Annotated in this window: 17 protein-coding genes; 7 read left to right on the forward strand and 10 right to left on the reverse strand. The window is 71.0% G+C overall.

The genetic code is table 11. From position 1 onward, the window contains the following. The first annotated feature begins 45 nt into the window (after positions 1-45). On the forward strand, positions 46-1,653 hold the full coding sequence (locus tag AB4Z18_RS11060) for an aminopeptidase P family protein (RefSeq protein WP_441782726.1): 1,608 nt from the start codon (positions 46-48) through the stop codon (positions 1,651-1,653). A gap of 4 nt (positions 1,654-1,657) precedes the next feature. Here AB4Z18_RS11060 and AB4Z18_RS11065 read toward each other — a convergent pair whose 3' ends face one another. Further along, entirely contained in the window at positions 1,658-2,290 is a 633-nt protein-coding gene (locus AB4Z18_RS11065; protein ID WP_441782727.1) for a general stress protein, read from the reverse strand. Positions 2,291-2,378: 88 nt separating this feature from the next. Between AB4Z18_RS11065 and AB4Z18_RS11070 the strand changes: the two genes are divergently transcribed. Genes AB4Z18_RS11070 through AB4Z18_RS11080 form a run of 3 tightly spaced genes read left to right on the forward strand, consistent with a single transcriptional unit; the run spans position 2,379 to position 5,368 of the window. Next, positions 2,379-3,701, forward strand: a complete 1,323-nt coding sequence (locus AB4Z18_RS11070) for a magnesium transporter MgtE N-terminal domain-containing protein (protein WP_441782728.1) — start codon at positions 2,379-2,381, stop codon at positions 3,699-3,701. After that, positions 3,688-4,227, forward strand: a complete 540-nt coding sequence (locus AB4Z18_RS11075; protein WP_441782729.1) for a DUF1003 domain-containing protein — start codon at positions 3,688-3,690, stop codon at positions 4,225-4,227. The genes AB4Z18_RS11070 and AB4Z18_RS11075 overlap by 14 nt, the downstream gene beginning before the upstream one ends. After that, positions 4,220-5,368 (forward strand): Mrp/NBP35 family ATP-binding protein, encoded by a 1,149-nt coding sequence (locus AB4Z18_RS11080; protein ID WP_441782730.1) that lies wholly within the window; start codon positions 4,220-4,222, stop codon positions 5,366-5,368. Before AB4Z18_RS11075 ends, AB4Z18_RS11080 begins: the two co-directional genes overlap by 8 nt. Before the next feature lie 18 nt (positions 5,369-5,386). Here the strand turns inward: AB4Z18_RS11080 and AB4Z18_RS11085 are convergent, their stop codons facing one another. From AB4Z18_RS11085 to AB4Z18_RS11095, 3 genes are read right to left on the reverse strand one after another with little or no spacing between them, the layout of a single operon-like run. Beyond that, complete coding sequence (locus AB4Z18_RS11085; RefSeq protein ID WP_441782731.1) at positions 5,387-6,871, reverse strand: pyridoxal phosphate-dependent decarboxylase family protein; 1,485 nt, start codon at positions 6,869-6,871, stop codon at positions 5,387-5,389. Then, entirely contained in the window at positions 6,858-8,240 is a 1,383-nt protein-coding gene (locus tag AB4Z18_RS11090; protein ID WP_441782732.1) for an MFS transporter, read from the reverse strand. The genes AB4Z18_RS11085 and AB4Z18_RS11090 overlap by 14 nt, the downstream gene beginning before the upstream one ends. Before the next feature lie 43 nt (positions 8,241-8,283). Continuing rightward, a complete protein-coding gene (locus AB4Z18_RS11095; RefSeq protein ID WP_441782733.1) occupies positions 8,284-8,646 on the reverse strand; it encodes a twin-arginine translocase TatA/TatE family subunit in 363 nt (120 codons plus the stop codon). 97 nt (positions 8,647-8,743) lie between these two features. On the opposite strand from AB4Z18_RS11095, the gene AB4Z18_RS11100 reads away from it, so the two are divergent. Beyond that, the gene (locus AB4Z18_RS11100; protein ID WP_441782734.1) at positions 8,744-9,376 is read left to right on the forward strand and encodes an O-methyltransferase; all 633 of its coding nucleotides are present in this window, start codon (positions 8,744-8,746) and stop codon (positions 9,374-9,376) included. 398 nt (positions 9,377-9,774) lie between these two features. Here AB4Z18_RS11100 and AB4Z18_RS11105 read toward each other — a convergent pair whose 3' ends face one another. The 3 genes from AB4Z18_RS11105 to dapE all read right to left on the reverse strand — a co-directional run bounded on the left by AB4Z18_RS11105 (position 9,775) and on the right by dapE (position 12,348). Continuing rightward, on the reverse strand, positions 9,775-9,948 hold the full coding sequence (locus tag AB4Z18_RS11105; protein ID WP_018190460.1) for a DUF3117 domain-containing protein: 174 nt from the start codon (positions 9,946-9,948) through the stop codon (positions 9,775-9,777). A gap of 68 nt (positions 9,949-10,016) precedes the next feature. Next, positions 10,017-11,282, reverse strand: a complete 1,266-nt coding sequence (locus AB4Z18_RS11110) for a hypothetical protein (RefSeq protein ID WP_441782735.1) — start codon at positions 11,280-11,282, stop codon at positions 10,017-10,019. Beyond that, a complete protein-coding gene (dapE, locus tag AB4Z18_RS11115) occupies positions 11,251-12,348 on the reverse strand; it encodes a succinyl-diaminopimelate desuccinylase (protein WP_441782736.1) in 1,098 nt (365 codons plus the stop codon). Before dapE ends, AB4Z18_RS11110 begins: the two co-directional genes overlap by 32 nt. 17 nt (positions 12,349-12,365) lie before the next feature. Here dapE and dapD point away from each other — a divergent pair, with 17 nt between their 5' ends. Next, positions 12,366-13,358 carry a 2,3,4,5-tetrahydropyridine-2,6-dicarboxylate N-succinyltransferase gene (dapD, locus tag AB4Z18_RS11120; protein ID WP_441782737.1) on the forward strand — a complete coding sequence of 331 codons (993 nt, stop codon included), beginning with the start codon at positions 12,366-12,368 and terminating at the stop codon, positions 13,356-13,358. Between the two features lie 99 nt (positions 13,359-13,457). On the opposite strand, the gene AB4Z18_RS11125 is transcribed toward dapD, so the two are convergent. The 3 genes from AB4Z18_RS11125 to pdhA are packed head-to-tail and all read right to left on the reverse strand — an operon-like array spanning position 13,458 to position 16,983. Beyond that, entirely contained in the window at positions 13,458-14,801 is a 1,344-nt protein-coding gene (locus AB4Z18_RS11125) for a dihydrolipoamide acetyltransferase family protein (protein ID WP_441782738.1), read from the reverse strand. Beyond that, positions 14,801-15,811, reverse strand: coding sequence for an alpha-ketoacid dehydrogenase subunit beta (locus AB4Z18_RS11130; RefSeq protein WP_441782739.1), 1,011 nt, complete (start codon positions 15,809-15,811; stop codon positions 14,801-14,803). Before AB4Z18_RS11130 ends, AB4Z18_RS11125 begins: the two co-directional genes overlap by 1 nt. Next, positions 15,808-16,983, reverse strand: a complete 1,176-nt coding sequence (gene pdhA / locus AB4Z18_RS11135; RefSeq protein ID WP_441782740.1) for a pyruvate dehydrogenase (acetyl-transferring) E1 component subunit alpha — start codon at positions 16,981-16,983, stop codon at positions 15,808-15,810. Before pdhA ends, AB4Z18_RS11130 begins: the two co-directional genes overlap by 4 nt. 184 nt (positions 16,984-17,167) lie before the next feature. On the opposite strand from pdhA, the gene AB4Z18_RS11140 reads away from it, so the two are divergent. Further along, positions 17,168-17,632 (forward strand): Lrp/AsnC family transcriptional regulator, encoded by a 465-nt coding sequence (locus AB4Z18_RS11140; protein ID WP_441782741.1) that lies wholly within the window; start codon positions 17,168-17,170, stop codon positions 17,630-17,632. Positions 17,633-17,700: the final 68 nt, after the last annotated feature.

Genomic DNA, 17,700 nt, shown 5'->3' on the forward strand with positions numbered 1-17,700 from the left:
GAGGGCGCTGACCGGCCGGGCGCATGGCGGCCACCGGGTGGAAGAATGGACGCCATGTCCTCCCAGCCGACCAGCTCAGCCACCCCCGCCACCGGTTCCGACACCAGCGCCGTCGCCACGACGACAGAGACCAGCGAAGCCGCCGAGACCGACCAGGCGCCGCGCGCGACGCAGAACCGCTCCACGACACCCGGATCGGATGCGTTCCGCCGGTACATCGGCAGCGGCTGGGCCGAGCACCCCGAGGTGCTGCCGGAGCCGCGCAGGCAGGCGCAGTATGCGGCTGCGCGGCGGGCTCGGATCTCCGAGCTCTTCCCGGGTAAGCGGCTCATCATCCCGGCCGGACGGCTCGCGCAGCGCTCCAACGACACCGACTTCCCGTTCCGGGCGCATTCGGCTTTCACGCACCTGACCGGGTGGGGGTCAGACTCCGAGCCCGGTAGCGTGCTCGTGCTGGAGCCGTCCGGCAGCGGCCACGAGGCCACGCTGTACTTCCGGGAGCGCGCCGGGCGCGACTCCGACGAGTTCTACGCGAACCCCGAGATCGGCGAGTTCTGGATCGGCCCGCGGCCGTCACTAGCCCAGGTCGCGAGCGACCTCGCCGTCGCCACGCGTGGCATCGCCGACGTGCGCACCGTGCTCGACGCGGTCGACAGCGACACCGTCGTGCTGCGCGAGGCCGACCGTGCGATCACCGACGAGGTGGATGCGGCCAGGATGCTGCTCGGCCCCGGATCGGAGAGCGACGGCACCGACGTCGACGTCGACCCCGAGGACCACAGCGAGGACGACCGGCTCGCCCGCGACCTCTCCGAGCTCCGCCTGGTGAAGGACGAGTTCGAAGTAGCCGAACTGCGCGCCGCGGTGGCGGCGACCGCCCGAGGCTTCGACGACGTGATCGCCGACCTGCCGCGCATCACGGCGCACCCGAGGGGCGAGCGGCTCGTGGAGGGCGTGTTCTACGGTCGCGCCCGCGCCGACGGCAACGCGGTCGGCTACGACACGATCGCGGCGAGCGGGCCGCACGCGTGCATCCTGCACTGGACGCGCAACGACGGTCCGGTGGTGCCCGGAGACCTCATCCTGCTGGATGCGGGCGTCGAACTGGACAGCTACTACACGGCCGACATCACCCGCACATTCCCCATCGGCGGAACGTTCACCGAGACGCAGCGCCGGATCTACGAGGCGGTGCTGGAGGCCGCCGACGCTGCCTTCGCGATCGTCCGCCCGGGCATCCGGTTCCGCGAGATCCACGCGACGGCGATGGCGGTCATCGCCCGGCGCACGGCCGAGTGGGGGCTGCTGCCGGTGAGCGCCGAGGAGGCGCTGGAGGCGGACAACCAGCAGCACCGCCGCTACATGGTGCACGGGACGAGCCACCATCTGGGACTCGACGTGCACGACTGCGCGCAGGCGCGACGGGAGCTGTACCTCGACGGCGTGCTGCAGCCCGGGATGGTGTTCACGATCGAGCCGGGGCTGTACTTCCAGCCGGACGACCTGACGGTGCCCGAGAGCTTCCGCGGGATCGGCGTCCGGATCGAGGACAACATCCTCGTCACGGAGGACGGCGCGGAAAACCTCTCCGCGGCCATCCCCCGGACCGCCGACGACGTTGAAGCGTGGGTGCAGCGCCTGTCGCAGCGCTGACCTGTCAGGCCTGCGGCGCAGGCGGCCGCTCGTCGCCGGTAGGCGGCACGACGGGAGGTGCTGCGGCCGGCGGCGCGGGCGGCGGGTCGGAGGGATGCTGCGGCTGCGCAGGCGGCGTCCATCCCGGTGCGGCCGCCGCGGGCTGCTCCGCTCCCCCGCTCTGCAGCAGGTTGCGAGCGCGGTTGCCGAGCTCGGAGTCGACGAGCACCGAGTAGCTGGTCGCGATCACCTGCTGGACGGAGGTGAAGTCGCGCGTCCGGCGGTTGACGGCGTACGTGACGATGCCCCACAGCATCCCGAACCCGGCGCCGATCAGCACGGCGGCGAACACGAACGCGAGGCTGACGCTCGGCGAGAAGATGATGAGCAGGAGGCCGAAGAAGATTCCGAGCCAGGCGCCGGAGGCCGCACCCGCCAGGGCGACCCGGCCCCAGCTGAGCTTGCCGGTGACACGCTCGACGCTCTTCAGGTCGCTTCCGACGATCGAGACCTTGTCGACCGGGAAGTCGGCGCGGGCCAGCACGTCGACCGCTTCCTGCGCGGCCGGGTAGCTCTCGAAGGTGGCGACCACCTCGCCCCGCGGCAGCGTCGGAAAGAGGAGACGGTTGCGCCCGCCCAGGGGCCCCTGTGTGCTCATGTCCCCCATTGTTCCATCCGCCGCCTTCCAGGGCAGGGAGACCTGTGGAAAACAGCCCTCATTCACCTGCGAGCGCTAGGTTTATAGGGTGAGTTCCGCCAGAGTCTTCGTCGCCCGCCTCGCCGGCACGACCGTGTTCGACCCCGTTGGTGACCGGGTCGGCAAGGTTCGCGACGTCCTGGTGGTGTACCGGAAGAACGACCCGCCGCGGGTCGTCGGCCTGATCGTCGAGATCCCCGGCAAGCGGCGCGTCTTCCTCTCGATCGGGCGCGTCACCAGCATCGGCAGCGGCCAGATCATCACCAACGGCATCATCAACATGCGCCGCTTCGAGCAGCGTGGCGGCGAGGTCCGCGTGATCGCCGAGCTTCTCGGCCGTCGGGTCGTCTTCACGGAGGGCGGCGGAGAGGCGACCATCGAAGACGTCGCCATCGAGGAGACCGAGACCGGCGACTGGGCCGTCAGCCAACTGTTCGTGCGCAAGCCGAAGACCGGCGCATCCCCGTTCGCCAAGGGCCCGACCACGTTCGTGTCGTGGAACGAGGTGCGCGAGAAGCAGAAGCTCGGCGAGGCGCAGTCGGCGGAGCAGCTGATCGCCACCTACTCGGAGCTGAAGCCCGCCGACCTCGCCAACACCCTCCTCGACCTCCCGCAGCAGCGGATGCTGGAGGTGGCGGAAGAGCTGCCCGACGACCGCCTCGCCGACGTGCTCGAAGAGATGCCCGAGAGCGAGCAGGTGCAGATCCTCACCCAGCTCGACGACGACCGCGCGGCCGACGTGCTCGATCAGATGCAGCCGGATGACGCGGCCGACCTCATCGCCCAGCTCTCCGACGAGCGCGGCGAGCACCTGCTCGAGCTGATGGAGCCGGAGGAGGCGGACGACGTCCGCATGCTCCTCAGCTACAACCCGGACACCGCGGGCGGTCTGATGACCACCGAGCCGATCATCGTGTCGGCCGACGCGACAGTGGCCGAGGGCCTCGCCCTCATCCGCCGGCACGAGTTGGCGCCCGCCCTCGGCGCCGCGGTCTGCGTCACGCTGCCACCGTACGAGCCGCCGACGGGCCGCTTCCTCGGGATCGTGCACTTCCAGCGGATGCTGCGCTACCCACCGCACGTCCGCCTCGGCACGCTGCTCGACCCCAGCCTCGAGCCGGTGACCGCCGGCACCTCGGCGGCGGAGGTCTCCCGCATCCTCGCCTCGTACAACCTGGTGTCCGTCCCGGTCGTTGACGACAAGTACCGGCTCGTCGGGGTGGTGACCATCGACGACATCCTCGACTACCTGCTCCCCGACGACTGGCGAAGTCAAGACGAGGACGACCCCGTGAAACGCACGGCGGCGTCCGACGAGACCGGCAGCATCCGCATCGTGAACGGAAGGAGGGGCGGGAGTGGCACGAGGTAGGCAGGACTCAGGGCTCGACGCCCCGAACGGGCTGGGCACGCCGAAAGGTCTGCGCACGCCGGTGCTCCGGCGCGACCGCGTGGAGTCGAGCGACCGTTTCGGCCGGTTCACCGAGTGGATCGCGCGGGCCATGGGCACGCCGTGGTTCGTTCTCGGGCTGACCGTCTTCGTCATCGCGTGGATGGCGTGGAACACGCTCGCCCCCGAAGCGTGGCGCTTCGACTCGGCCGCGATCGGCTTCATCGCCCTGACGTTGGTGCTGTCGCTGCAGGCGTCGTATGCTGCGCCGCTCATCCTGCTCGCCCAGAACCGGCAGGACGACCGCGACCGCGTGCAGATCGAGCAGGACCGGCAGCGGGCGGAGCGCAATCTCGCCGACACCGAGTACCTGGCGCGTGAGGTGGTCGCACTGCGCCTCGCGGTGAAGGACATGGCGACGAAGGACTTCATCCGTGCCGAGCTGAGGTCGTTGCTCGAGGATCTCGAGAGGAGCGACGCGGGCGACGGCGAACAGGCCCGTGCCTGAGTCGGGGCTCGCCGGGGCCGTCCGGAGCGCCCTCGCGGCGGTACTGGACCCCGAGATCCGCAAGCCGATCACCGAACTCGACATGGTAGGCGACGTGTCGGTGGATGCGGAGGGCCGCGCCGAGGTCGGCATCAAGCTCACCATCGTGGGCTGTCCCGCCGCCGACGCGATCGAACGGGATGTTCGCACGGCGGTCGCCGCCGTCCCCGGCGTCGCCCAGGTGGCGGTCGACGTGTCGGTCATGACCCCCGCAGAGCGGAAGGCGCTGACCGAGAAGCTCCGGGCCGGGAGGCCGGCACGCGGACAGCAGTTCGGGCCTGAGTCGCTGACCCGCGTGTACGCGGTGACGAGCGGCAAGGGCGGCGTCGGCAAGTCGACGGTCACGGCGAACCTGGCCGTCGCACTGGCCGAGCGCGGGCTGCGCGTGGGCATCGTGGATGCGGACGTCCACGGCTTCTCGATCCCCGGCATCCTGGGGCTCACCGACGAGAACGGTGTCGCGCCGCGGCCCACCCGGGTGGATGACATGATCCTTCCCCCGGTCGCCTACGGCGTGAAGGTGGTGTCGATCGGGATGTTCGTCGACTCGGCCTCGGCCGCTGTGGCGTGGCGCGGTCCGATGCTGCACCGCACCATCCAGCAGTTCCTGTCGGATGTGTTCTTCGGCGACCTGGATGTACTGCTGCTCGACCTGCCGCCCGGCACCGGCGACGTGGCGATCTCCGTCGGTCAGCTGCTGCCCGGCGCCGAGGTGCTCGTCGTGACGACCCCGCAGCCCGCCGCAGCCGATGTGGCGGAGCGGAGTGGCGTCGTCGCCCGGCAGACGGGTCAGCGCGTGATCGGCGTCATCGAGAACATGGCCGGTCTCGTGCAGCCGGACGGCAGCGTGCTCGACCTCTTCGGCTCCGGTGGAGGTGCCGAGGTCGCCCGCCGGCTGTCCGCCGGCCAAGAGGAGGAGGTGCCGCTGCTCGCCAGCGTGCCCCTCAGCATCCCGTTGCGGGCGGGTGGGGACACGGGCGCGCCGATCGTGGTGACCGACCCGACCGACCCGGCCGCCGCGGCGATCCGTGAGGTGGCGGAGCGCCTTGCGACCCGGAGCCGCGGCCTCGCCGGCCGCAAGCTCGGCCTCTCCGTGCGCTGACCCTCCGCCACGCGCGCGTCAGACGTCGGGTGGTTCGACCGCTCGGGCGAGGAGCTCCACGAGGAGCCGCTCGGCGATGGGACGCGGCAGCGCCTCCACGAGGGCGAGCAGCGGCGCCTGGTCGTCCGGCAGCCCCGGCGTACCCCCACCGCCGAGGCCGACCGACGCCAGGATGTGCGCCGCCGTCGCCGAGTCCAGCTCGGTCGCCGCAGCCAGGTCGCCCGGAAGCGCCGCCAGCACCGCCTCCTGGTCGACCGGCGGGATGCCGCGCGCCTCGTCCGCTGCTCCCCGCAGAGCCGCCTCCAGCTCGTCGATCCTGCCCTCGGTGACCGGGGTGACCGTCAGGTGCGTGGTGTGCGGCAGGTGCGTGCCGTCCGCCTGCGTCAGGCCCGGCTGCTGCTGAAGGATCCAGCCGCGACGGCGCACCCGGTCGGCCCAGTGGTGCGGGTCGACGCGGCGCGCCGGCTCCACCGTCTCGTCCGTCGTGACGGCGAGCAACGGACCGGTCGGCTCGCCGAGCACTCGCAGGCCGTCGATGTCGCCGACGATGTCCTGCAGGCCGCGGGTGGCGCGGCGGCACGACTCGGCGAGGCCCGCGAATCCTCGGGCGCCGAGCGCCTGAATGATCGCCCAGGAGGCCGCGAGCGCCCCCGCGGACTTCGACCCGAGCAGCGTGGAGTTGACCACCGGGTAGCCCGGCCATCCCGTCGTGGCGAAGTACTGATGGCGCTGACGGTCGCGGTCGCGCTGCAGCAGTACGCTCGCCCCCTTGGGCGCGTAGCCGTACTTGTGGAGGTCCGCCGACACGCTGGTCACGCCGGCGACCCGGAAATCCCAGGGCGGCAGAGCCGTGCCGTCGGCGGCGCGCCAGAACGGGAGGATCCAGCCGCCGATGCACGCATCCACGTGGCAGGCCACGCCCGCCTCCTCGCACGCTGCGGCCACCTCCTCGATCGGGTCGAGCGTCGCGTAGGGGTACGACGGCGCCGAGACGACGACGAGCGCCACGTCCGGTGCGATCCGTGAGACGAGCCGGGAGGCGTCCACCCGTCCCGTCGTAGGGTCGACTGGGACGAGGTCGAGGGTCAGATCGAACAGCGCGGCGGCCTTCTGGAACGCGGCGTGCACGGTGACCGGCGCGAGGAGCCGCGGCGTTCCCGTGCCGCCCTGCGCCCGCCAGACGTCGCGGGCGGTCTTCACCGCGAGCAGGCACGACTCGGTGCCGCCTGAGGTGACCGATCCGGCCACCTCGTCGCCACCCCGCAGCAGCTCGCGGGCGAACCCGATCACCTCGCGCTCCATCACTGCCACCGACGTGAAGGTCGTCGGGTCGAGCCCGTTCACCGGCTGCACCAGGCGCATGGCCTCGGCGGCGAGCTCGTCGAGCTCGGGCATCCCTGAGTCATACACGTAGCTGAGGACCCGGCCGCCGTGTGTGGGGGCATCCGCCTCGCGCAGCGCCGCAAGCCGGTTCAGGATCGCGCGCCCGTCAAACGACACCATCGATGTCTCCCTTCCGCAGCCGGTACCGCATCAGCGGCACCAGGCTGATCGCGATGAGCGCGGCCGGGATGACGCTGAAGCTCAGCGCGATGCCCGCGACCGCGCTCCCCGGCTGGCTCGCCCCGGCCTCCACCGCGGCGCCTGCCGCGGCACTCCGCGACACGTACCCGCTCGCGGCCAGCACGATGCTGAGGACGGTCGCGCCGAGGGCCATGCCGGTCGTCTCGCCCGCCGTCCACATCCCGCCGAAGGTCCCCGCGCGTCCCTCTCCGTTGCGGCGGGCGTCGTGCGAGATGACGTCCGGCAGCATCGCCATCGGCAGCGACTGCATGCCCGCGTAGGCGGCGCCGGCCACCGCGACGGGCGCGTAGACCCACGCCCCCGGCGCCCACACGAGGGCGACCATCGAGAGTGCTGCGACACCGAACACGATGCTTGCGGCGAGGAAGCCGCGCTCCTTGCCGATCCGCCGCGCGACGATCCCCCACACCGGCGTGACGATCAGCGCCGGCCCGATCAGCGCGATGAACAGGAAGGTGACCGCATCCTCCGAATGCAGCACCCAGGTGGCCACGTAGTTCGCTCCGGCCAGCATCAGGCCGGTCGCGAGCCCCTGCAGCAGGAACGTGAGCAGCAGCGCGCGGAACGGCTGGCTGTCGCGCAGCACGCGCATCCCGGCCGCATAGTTCGAGCGGAGGGTCGCCAGCACGCTCTCCCGCGGCGGCTGCACGCCCTCCGGGAGGCCGCGCGGGGCGACGAAGGCCGACACCGTCATCCCGGCGCCGATCACTACGCCCGCAACGAGCGCCATCAGCAGGTAGCCGGCGAACGAGTTGCCGCCGCCGAGCGAGCGCAGGGCCGGACCACCCGCGCCGAAGAGCAGGATGGCGAAGGTCAGCACAACGACGCGCCAGGTCAGCAGCCGCGTCCGCTGGTCGTAGCCGGACGCGAGTTCGGCGGGGAGGGCGATGTACGGCACCTGGAACAGGCTGAACGCGGTCGCGGTCAGCACGAACGCCAGCAGCACCCAGACGGCGGCGGCGGCTGTGGACGTCCCGGGCGGCACGGCGAACGTCAGCAGGAAGAAGACCGGCAGAGCCAGCGCACCGACGAGCATCATCGGCCGCCGGGAGCCGCGAACGGCCAGCATCCGGTCGCTGCGGGCGCCGATGACCGGGTCGATCACGACATCCCACACCTTGGCGACCGTCACCACGACACCGGCGGCGATCGCTGCGACGCCGAGAGAGTCGGTCAGGTAGTAGACGAGCACGAGCCCGGGCAGAGTGGCGAACCCGCCGGTGCCCAGCGAGCCGACGGCATACCGCGCGACGGTCGCCCGAGTGAGCGACTGCTCCGTTGCGATCATGTCCGCAGCGTAGTGGATGCGCGCCCCCGCGCGCCGCGCGGCCTCAGGTGGATTCGGTGTCGAACGGCGGAACGGCGCCCGCCGTCAGCGGCATCTTCCGTTGCGCGTACGCCGACTGCGTCACCGGCTTGATCGCACCGGCGGGCGCCGGCGCATCCTCCAGCAGCGCTTCCCGGATGATCCGCCGCGGGTCGTACTGCCGCGGGTCAAGCTTCTTCCAGTCGACGTCGTCGAATTCGGGGCCCATCTCGTCGCGCATGCGGTCTTTCGCGCCGTTCGCGAAGTCGCGGAGCGAACGGACCAGCGAACCGAGTTTCGCGGCGTAGGCGGGCAGGCGCTCAGGGCCGATGACGAACGCAGCGATCACCGCCACGATCAGCAGCTTGTCGAAGGTCAGCCCGAGCACCTTTCCAGGGTATCGCGGCGGTGCCTCCACGGATGCCGCGTGAGCCGACCGTATCCTCGGAGTTGACCACGAAACGCGGTCGATCGACGGGAGCACTGTGTCAGACAAGGACTCGAACTGGAGATTCGCCGACGACGTCGTCGTCGAGACCGAGGTCATCGCGCGGGCCAGGCAGCAGTCGCTCGAGCTCGGCATCGAACCGCTCTCACCGGCGACCGGCGCTCAGGCGGCTGTCGTGGTCGCGGCCACGCGTGCCGAGAACATCATCGAGATCGGCACCGGAGTGGGCGTCTCGGGGCTGTGGCTCCTCACCGGCGTCGCCGAGGCGCAGCTGACCTCCATCGACGTGGAGGTGGAGTACCAGCAGCACGCACGGGCGTTCTTCACCGAGGCGGGCGTCCCCTCGAACCGCGTGCGTCTCATCCCGGGCCGCGCGCTCGAGGTGCTCCCCCGGATGAACGAGAACTCCTACGACATCGTCTTCATCGACGCCGATCCGCAGTCGGTGATCGAGTACGTCGAGCACGGCCTACGTCTCGTGCGCCCCGGCGGCACGGTGCTCGTCGCCCGCGCGCTTTGGCGCGGTCGCGTGTCCGACCCCGCCGCGCGGGACGAGCTCGCCACCGGCTTCCGGACCCTGATCACCGAAACCTCGGCCTCGGGAGCGGTCATCAGCGCCCTCTCGCCCGCGGGCGAAGGGCTGCTGCAGATCACCAAGCTCGCGCCCTGACGGCCCTGACACGCGAGCGGCCACGAACTACGACCCCGCGCACGTCCGGCCACCGTCGGAGATCGGGGCGACGTGGGCGCGGATCTCCATCCGCACCGCGGTGGATCGGAGATTCGAGGGGTTTTCACCGACGTTGGCCGGTTGCCTGTGAAGGAGATTCTGACCTTCCGGCCGCGAATCCCCTTCGCTACTGCCAATCGAAGGAGATCCGGACGGGTCTTTCCTTCGTCAGCCGTCCGCGTTCTCGTCAGCCGGGGATGTCAGCGGCTGAACCGGGTGAGCCGCGTGACGTGCTGCGGCTCGAGCTCGGCCAGCGAGCACGGCGCATACGCGAGAAGGGCCCCGATCGCTTTCGATCGGGGCCCTTCTCAGCCCAACTGAATCAGGCGTAAGGCGAATCAGGCGGACGTCACCACACTCGCGAGTGCGTCGTGCAGCTCCTTGGCTTCCGCGTCATTGACGGAGACCACAAGTCTTCCCCCACCTTCGAGCGGCACACGCACGATGATGAGCCGTCCCTCCTTCACAGCCTCCATCGGGCCGTCCCCGGTCCTCGGCTTCATGGCCGCCATGCAGCTCCCCTTTCGTGGATGTCCTCCTATTATCCGACATCGTTGCCGACGTGCGGAAATCGTCGGTATCACGGAGGTGACCAGTCGTATCCGTCGATCGTCCAGCAGATCGCCACCCAGCCGATCTGCAGGGCCACGAACAGCACCACCATCGCCACCCGGTAGACGCGTCCGCGTGGCAGTGCGAGGGCTCCCAGCAGCGGGAACAGGGGCATGAGCAGCCGGAACGTGCTCGACTGCGGGAAGAACACGGCGAAGAGGTACAGCGAGTATGCGGCGATCCAGAACCGCAGGTCGACACCCAACCGCTTCACCGCCGGAGAGAACAGCAGGACGCCGAACAGCGCCACAATGACGACTAGAGCGACGACGCCCACCCAGCCGGGGATGCCGAGCATCGAGCTCGCCCACCAGTCCGCCCCCTGGAACCACGGCGCGAACGGCAGCAGGTGCGTGTAGCCGATGTAGGGCGCCCGCCAGGCGAGCTCGGTGTCCGTGTACGCGCTCCACGACCCCGTCGCGACGGCGGCGATCGCCGGCCACGCGAGCCCCGCCAGGCCGCTGAACACCGCGAGTGAGGCGCTCAGCACGCGCTCGCGCACGGGATACGGGTCGTCGCGCCGCCGCAGCCACCGGTATCCGACGTGCAGGACGAGCGCCAGCGCGAAGGCGAGCCCCGACGGCCGGGTGAACGCCATGGCGAGCACGACCGGGAAGAGCCAGCCGTACCGCCGCTCGACGAGCAGCAGCAGCGCCGTGGCCAGGAGCAGCAGGTACAGCGACTCCGCGTAGGCGACCTGGAAGAGCGGCGAGACCGGCGAGACGCAGAACAGCACCACGGCGAACAGGCTCGTGGAGGCGCCCAGCCCGACCCGGCGCATGAGCTGATGGAACACGAGGGCCGCTCCACCGCCCGCCAGCACCGACACCAGCACGGCGGCGACCGGCCACGGCTGCCGGGTGATGAACATGACGGCGTCCACCACGCCCGGGTACCCCGGCAGGAAGGCCCAGGCGTTCTCCACGACATGGCCGTCGGTACCGACCGGGAGGGAGGCGGGATAGCCGTAACCGGCGACGATCTCGTACCAGCGTCCGTCCCACAGGTTCGCGAACGAGAAGTAGTCGGGCGCTGCGCTCGTCCAGGCGTTCTTCCCCTCGCCGGCGGCGAAGCTCAGCAGGATGACGGTCGTGACCACGCGGGAGGCGAGGTAGATCGCGAGCACGCGCACCCACCACAGCGTCCACCAAGGACCGCGGCCGCCCGCAGCAGTGTCGTCCGCCCTCAGGCCCGCGTCGGTGTCAGCGGGAGCCGGCACCCGTGAGCCAGGCACGCAGACCCTCCTCGACCGCGACGATCTGCTCCACGTCGACGCGCTCGTCGTCGGCGTGCGCCTTCAGCGGGTCTCCGGGGCCGTAGTTGACCGCCGGGATGCCGAGGGCACTGAACCGGGCGACGTCCGTCCACCCGTACTTCGGCTTCGCCACCCCGCCGACGGCGGCGACGAACTCCTGCGCGAGAGGCGCATCCAGCCCCGGGCGTGCTCCGTCGGCCCGGTCGACCACCGTGATCTCGTAGTCGCCGAACAACTCGTGCATGTGCTCGATGGCCTCCTGCGAGCTGCGTGACGGCGCGAACCGGTAGTTGATGTGCACCATGCACTCGTCCGGGATGATGTTGCCCGCCACTCCCCCGGAGATGCCGACCGCGTTCAAGCCCTCCTTGTAGACGAGCCCGTCGACCTCCACCTCGCGAGGCTGGTAGGCGGCGAGGATGTCGAGGATCGGCGCAGCCTTGTGGATGGCGTTGTCGCCCACCCAGCCGCGCGCCGAGTGCGCGCGCAGGCCGTAGGTGCGCACCTCGACGCGCAGGTTGCCGTTGCAGCCGCCCTCGACGACGCCGTTGCTCGGCTCGCCGAGGATGCCGAAGTCGCCCACGAACAGGTCCGGGCGCTTGCGGGCGAGGCGGCCGAGGCCGTTCAGCTCGGCGTTGACCTCTTCGTGGTCGTACCACATCCACGTCACGTCGACGGCCGGGTCGGTGAGCTCGGCGGCGAGCTTCAGCTGCACGGCGACGCCGGCCTTCATATCCACGGTGCCGCGCCCCCAGAGGTAGCGGATGCCGTCGTGCTCCTCGAACCGCGTGGGCAGATTGTTGTTCAGCGGCACGGTGTCGATGTGCCCGGCGATCAGGGCGCGGCGCTCGCGGCCGAGGTTCGTGCGGGCGACGATGGCGTCGCCATCCCGGATCACCTCCAGGTGCGGCAGTGTGCTGAGAGCGGCCACGATCGCGTCGGCCAGGGTGCCCTCGTTGCCGGAGACGGACTCGATGTCGCACAGCTGACGCGTCAGGTCGATGGACGAGGCGGTGAGGTCGAGGGGAACGCTGCTGATCTGCACCCTACTAACCTAGGGGCATGCCTTCCGACGTGCGTAACAGCTTCGCCGCGCCCACCTCCGAGCAGCGCTCCGCGTGGGGCTACGGCCTCGCGACGGTGGCCGCCGACGGCACCGTGCTCGACACGTGGTTCCCAGAACCGCGGCTCGGCACGCTGCCGGCCGGCCGTGACCGCTGGATCGCACCGGCAGAGCTCGAGGAGCTGGCCGGAGACGACCCGCGACGGGCGGTCCGCGTCGACATCGTGACGGTGGAGATCGACCTGGATGCACCTCCCGCATCCACACCCGACGCCTACCTGCGCCTGCACCTCCTCTCGCACCTGCTGGTGCAGCCGAACGGTCTGGAGTTGGACGGTATCTTCGCGCACCTCCCGACGGTGGCCTGGACGAACGCCGGCCCGGTGAACCCGGCCGACCTCGATCGGCTGCGTCCGCGACTGCAGCGGGCCGGCATCCAGGTCTCGGGCATCGACAAGTTCCCGCGCCTGCTCGACTACGTGACTCCTGAGCGCGTGCGCATCGCCGACGCGTCGCGTGTGCGGCTCGGCGCGCATCTCGCTCCGGGCACGACGGTCATGCACGAGGGCTTCGTCAACTTCAACGCCGGAACGCTCGGCACCTCGATGGTGGAGGGCCGCATCTCTCAGGGCGTCGTCGTCGGCGACGGCTCGGACATCGGCGGGGGCGCATCCATCATGGGGACGCTGTCGGGCGGGGGCACGCACCGCATCTCCATCGGCGAGCGGGCGCTGCTGGGCGCCAACTCCGGGATCGGCATCTCGATCGGCGACGACTCGGTCGTCGAGGCGGGGCTCTACGTGACCGCGGGGACCAAGGTCGTCGTCGTGGGCGAGGCGCCCACCGCGGACGGCCGTCCGCGCACAGTGAAGGCGGCCGAACTGTCCGGCCAGCCCGGCCTGCTCTTCCGCCGCAACTCGCTCACGGGCGCCGTCGAGGTGCTCCGCCGGGCCGGCGCCCCCGTGGAGCTCAACGCCGCCCTGCACGCCTGACCCGTCTCCGCCCCAAGCCAACAGCTCCTGAGTTTTTCGCCCTCCACGTGCGGTTTCGTGCGAAAAACTCAGGAGCTGTTGGCTGGGGGGACGCGGGAGTCAGATCATCGCGAGGGTTGAGGCGGGGTCGGTGAGGATGCGGCCGATGTCGGCAAGGAAGCGCGACGCCTGCTCGCCGTCGACGATGCGGTGGTCGAAGGTCAGCGCGAGCGTGAGCACCTCGCGCAGCGCGATGCCGCCCTCGTACTCCCACGGCTGACGGCGGACAGCTCCGACGGCGAGGATGGCCGCCTCCCCCGGCGTCAGGATGGGCGTCCCCGCATCCACGCCGAACACGCCGACGTTCGTGATCGTGATCGTGCCGCCGGAGAGGTCGGCGGGTGCCGTTCGTCCGGCGCGCGCGGTCTCGGCGAGCTGACGGATCGCGCCGGCGATCCCGCCGAGCGAGAGTCCGTCGGCGTCGCGGATGACGGGGACCATGAGTCCGCGCGGCGTAGCCGCCGCGATCCCCAGGTGCACGTACTCGGCCTGCACGATCTCGTTCGCGGTCTCATCCCAGCGCGAGTTCACCTCGGGCGTGCGTCGAACCGCGAGCAGGAGCGCCTTCGCGACGATCGCCAGCAGCCCCGGCCGCGCCTCGGCGAACTCGGGACGGGTGCGCAGCCGCGTCGACAGCTCCATCGTCGGAGTCACATCCACCGTCAGGAACACCGTCGCCTGCGGCGCCCCGAACGCGCTCCGCACCATGGCCTCAGCGGTCGCCTTGCGGACGCCGCGGATCGGGATGCGCTTCTCGCGCGGTCCGGGGGCCGGAGACGCAGAGGGGGCGGACGCGGGCGCATCGTGCTGACCGGCGTACGCCTGCACGTCGTTGCGGGTGATGAGTCCGCGGTCGCCCGATCCGGAGACCGAGGCGAGGTCGACGCCGAGCTCGCGGGCGAACTTGCGCACCGGCGGGGTCGCACGCGGCCGCTCGGCGAGGGCCGTCCGTGCGGCCGGCGCGGGACCGGCACTCGCGGCGACCTCAGTGCGCTGCGCAGGCGTCAGCCCGGGTCGCGCCCTCCGTGCCGGACGCACGGCCGAATCCGGCCGCGCGCCGTACCCGACCAGCGTCGGCTCGGCCTTCTCGGTAGCTGCGGGCGCAGCCGGAGCGGACGGCGTGGCCGCCGGCGCCGCGGGCGCCTCCTCGACGCTCTCCCCCGCATCCACCTCGAACGCGACCAACGGCTCGCCGACCGCCACGGTCACCCCGGGCTCCACGAACAGCCGCGAGACGCGGCCGTCGTAGGGCGCCGGAAGCTCCACGAGCGCCTTCGCGGTCTCCACCTCGGCGATGATCTGGTTCAGCTGGACGGTGTCGCCGACCGACACCTTCCACGCGACCAGCTCCGACTCAGTGAGACCCTCACCCAGGTCGGGCAGCGCGAACTCGCGGACGGCCATCAGTCCTCCACCCCGCTGAGCGAGTTCGGGCGGTCCATGGCGCGGTCGATGCCGTCCAGGATGCGGTCGAGATCCGGCAGGTGTGCCGCCTCCAGCCGCGCGGGCGGGTACGGGATGTCGTGCCCGGTCACCCGCACCGGCGCGTGCTCCAGGTGGTAGAAGCAGCGCTCGGTGATGGAGGCGGAGATCTCGGCTGCGAGTCCGCCCGACAGCGCGGCCTCGTGCGTGACGACCAGGCGGCCGGTCCGCTTCACCGAGTCGACCACGGTGTCGAGGTCGAGCGGCGACAGCGAGCGCAGGTCGATGACCTCAACGGAGACGCCCTCATCGGACGCGGCGACGGCCGCATCCCGGGCCAGTTGCACGAGTCCGCCGTACGTGACCAGCGTCACGTCCGTTCCCTGCGTCAGCACCCGCGCGGTGCCCATGGGGCGCGCGTCGGCGAGCGGAGCATCCTCATCCACCTCGCCCTTGGCGTGGTAGCGGCGCTTCGGCTCGAAGAACAGCACAGGGTCGTCGGACGCGATGGCCTGCTGGATGAGCGTGAACGCATCCTGAGGATCGGACGGGCTGACCACCCGCAGGCCCGCCGTGTGGGCGAAGTACGCCTCCGGCGAGTCGGAGTGGTGCTCGGCCGAGCCGATGCCGCCCGCGAACGGCACCCGGATGACGATCGGCATGCGCACGGCACCCTGGGTGCGGTAGTGCATCCGCGCCACCTGGTTCACGATCTGGTCGAAAGCCGGATAGATGAAACCGTCGAACTGGATCTCGACCACCGGTCGGTACCCGCGGTAGGCCATTCCGACCGCGGTGCCGAGGATCCCGGACTCCGCGAGCGGCGAGTCCATCACCCGGCGCGGGCCGAATTCGGTCTGCAGGCCGTCCGTGACGCGGAAGACGCCGCCGAGCGTGCCGATGTCCTCCCCCATGAGGACGACGCGGTCGTCGCCGCCCAGGGCGCGCCGGAGGCCCGCATTGATGGCCTTGGCCATGGTGAGTGCCGTCATCCCTTGTCGCCCCCCACGAAGGTGCGCAGGTAGCGTGAGTAGTGGTCGCGCTGGCGGGCGAGGCCGGTGTGCGGTTCGGCGTAGACGTTGTCGAACACGCTCAGCAGGTCGGGGTCGGCGAGCGTCGTGATCCCCGCGCGCATCTCGGCGGCGACGGCGTCGGCCTTCGCGGCGATCGCCGTCCTGCGCTCCTCGGTGAGCGCACCCTGCGCCTCGAGGTACGCCTCCACCCGCGAGAGCGGGTCCTTGCCGCGCCACTGCTCGAGCTCCGCCGCGTCGCGGTAGCGCGTCGGGTCGTCGGCGGTCGTGTGCGGACCCATCCGATAGGTGACGGCCTCGATGAACGTCGGGCCGCCGCCGCTGCGCGCCCGGTCGAGGGCGGCGCGGGTGACCGCGAGCACGGCGAGGACGTCGTTGCCGTCGACCCGGACGCTCGGAACGCCGAAGCCGGGGGCGCGGTCGGCGATGGGACGCTGCGCCTGCAACGAGACCGGCTCGGAGATCGCGTACTGGTTGTTCTGGCAGAAGAAAATCACCGGGGCGGCGTAGGTCGCGGCGAAGATCAGCGCCTCGCTCACATCCCCCTCGCTGGTCGCGCCGTCACCGAAGTACGCGACCGCAACGGCATCCGTCCCGTCGGCCTGGATGCCGAGCGCGTATCCGGTCGCGTGCAGGGTCTGCGCGCCGATGATGACCTGCGGCGTCGCCATGTTGATGTCGTACGGGTTCCAGCCACTCTGCGTCGTTCCGCGCCAGACGCGCAGCAGGTCGACGAGGCCGGCGCCGCGGCAGTACGCCACGCCGTGCTCCCGGTAGCTGGAGAAGACGAAGTCGTCGGAGCGCAGCGCGCGGCCGGAGCCGATCTGCGCCGCCTCCTGGCCGAGCAGCGGCGGCCACAGCCCCAGCTCGCCCTGGCGCTGCAGCGCGGTCGCCTCCGAGTCGATGCGGCGGATGACGCGCATGTCCTCGTAGAGCGCGACCAGCTGGTCGGTGCCGATGTCCGACACCCAGGCGTCGAAGCGGTCGTCCTCGTGACGGACGCCGTCGGCGTCGAGAAGGCGGACGACGTCGAGGTCGCCGAGGCCGGTGTCGTGGAGTCCCAGCTCACCGAGGGAACCGAGGTCGGTGTGGGAGCCACCCCGACGGGTGGCGGGCTGATTGTCGATCGTCACGGTTCACGCAACCTTCACTCTCGCGCCCGGTGTGCGCTGCTTGTGGCGCGCACGACCGGCTTCCGGCCTCCTTGCCGGAATTAGTGGGAAGGCTACGCTGCCGGATCAGCGCGCACAACCATCGGCGTGTCGACCGAGCAGGATGCTCTATCACGCCGAGTCATGGACTGCTAAATTTCGCACTATGCGCAGCTTCGACAACACAGACCGCCGCATCCTGCTGGCCCTCGCCGACGACCCGCGATCGACCAACGTGTCGCTCGCCGACCGGCTCGGGCTCAGCCGCAACACCGTGCAGGCGCGCGTGGCGGAGCTGGAGCGGAGCGGCGCCTTCCTGTCTTTCGAACGGCGCATCTCGGCACGGGTCGCCGGCTACCCGCTCGCCGCCTTCGTCAACGTGCATGTGCAGCAGCAGCGGCTGGCCGCAGTCGTCGAGAGCCTCGCCGCCATCCCCGAGGTCGTGCAGGCGCACGGGCTCTCCGGCCAATCGGACCTGCTGCTGCGCGTCGTCTGCGTGGACGCGGAGGACCTCTTCCGGATCACTGGGATCATCCAGTCGACCGACGGCGTCGACCGCGCCGAAACCTCGCTAGACATGGGCGAGCTCATCCCCTACCGCCTGCGCCCCCTCCTCACCCGCGACGCCTGACGAGCCACCCGGCGCCGGGATGCACGAAGGCCGCGCCGACAGAGTCGACGCGGCCTTCGCGAGGGTGA

This window comes from Leifsonia sp. 2TAF2 (genome assembly GCF_052115085.1).
Taxonomy (GTDB): Bacteria; Actinomycetota; Actinomycetes; order Actinomycetales; family Microbacteriaceae; genus Leifsonia.

What these genes read in the sequence shown, in the direction of transcription:
- AB4Z18_RS11085 (WP_441782731.1), bottom strand. Translation starts at nt 6,871, where the DNA reads ATGGTGTCGTTTGACGGGCGCGCGATCCTGAACCGGCTTGCGGCGCTG.
- dapD (WP_441782737.1), top strand. Translation starts at nt 12,366, where the DNA reads ATGCCTTCCGACGTGCGTAACAGCTTCGCCGCGCCCACCTCCGAGCAG.
- AB4Z18_RS11105 (WP_018190460.1), bottom strand. Translation starts at nt 9,948, where the DNA reads ATGGCGGCCATGAAGCCGAGGACCGGGGACGGCCCGATGGAGGCTGTG.
- AB4Z18_RS11140 (WP_441782741.1), top strand. Translation starts at nt 17,168, where the DNA reads ATGCGCAGCTTCGACAACACAGACCGCCGCATCCTGCTGGCCCTCGCC.
- AB4Z18_RS11125 (WP_441782738.1), bottom strand. Translation starts at nt 14,801, where the DNA reads ATGGCCGTCCGCGAGTTCGCGCTGCCCGACCTGGGTGAGGGTCTCACT.
- AB4Z18_RS11090 (WP_441782732.1), bottom strand. Translation starts at nt 8,240, where the DNA reads ATGATCGCAACGGAGCAGTCGCTCACTCGGGCGACCGTCGCGCGGTAT.
- AB4Z18_RS11060 (WP_441782726.1), top strand. Translation starts at nt 46, where the DNA reads ATGGACGCCATGTCCTCCCAGCCGACCAGCTCAGCCACCCCCGCCACC.
- AB4Z18_RS11130 (WP_441782739.1), bottom strand. Translation starts at nt 15,811, where the DNA reads ATGACGGCACTCACCATGGCCAAGGCCATCAATGCGGGCCTCCGGCGC.
- AB4Z18_RS11065 (WP_441782727.1), bottom strand. Translation starts at nt 2,290, where the DNA reads ATGAGCACACAGGGGCCCCTGGGCGGGCGCAACCGTCTCCTCTTTCCG.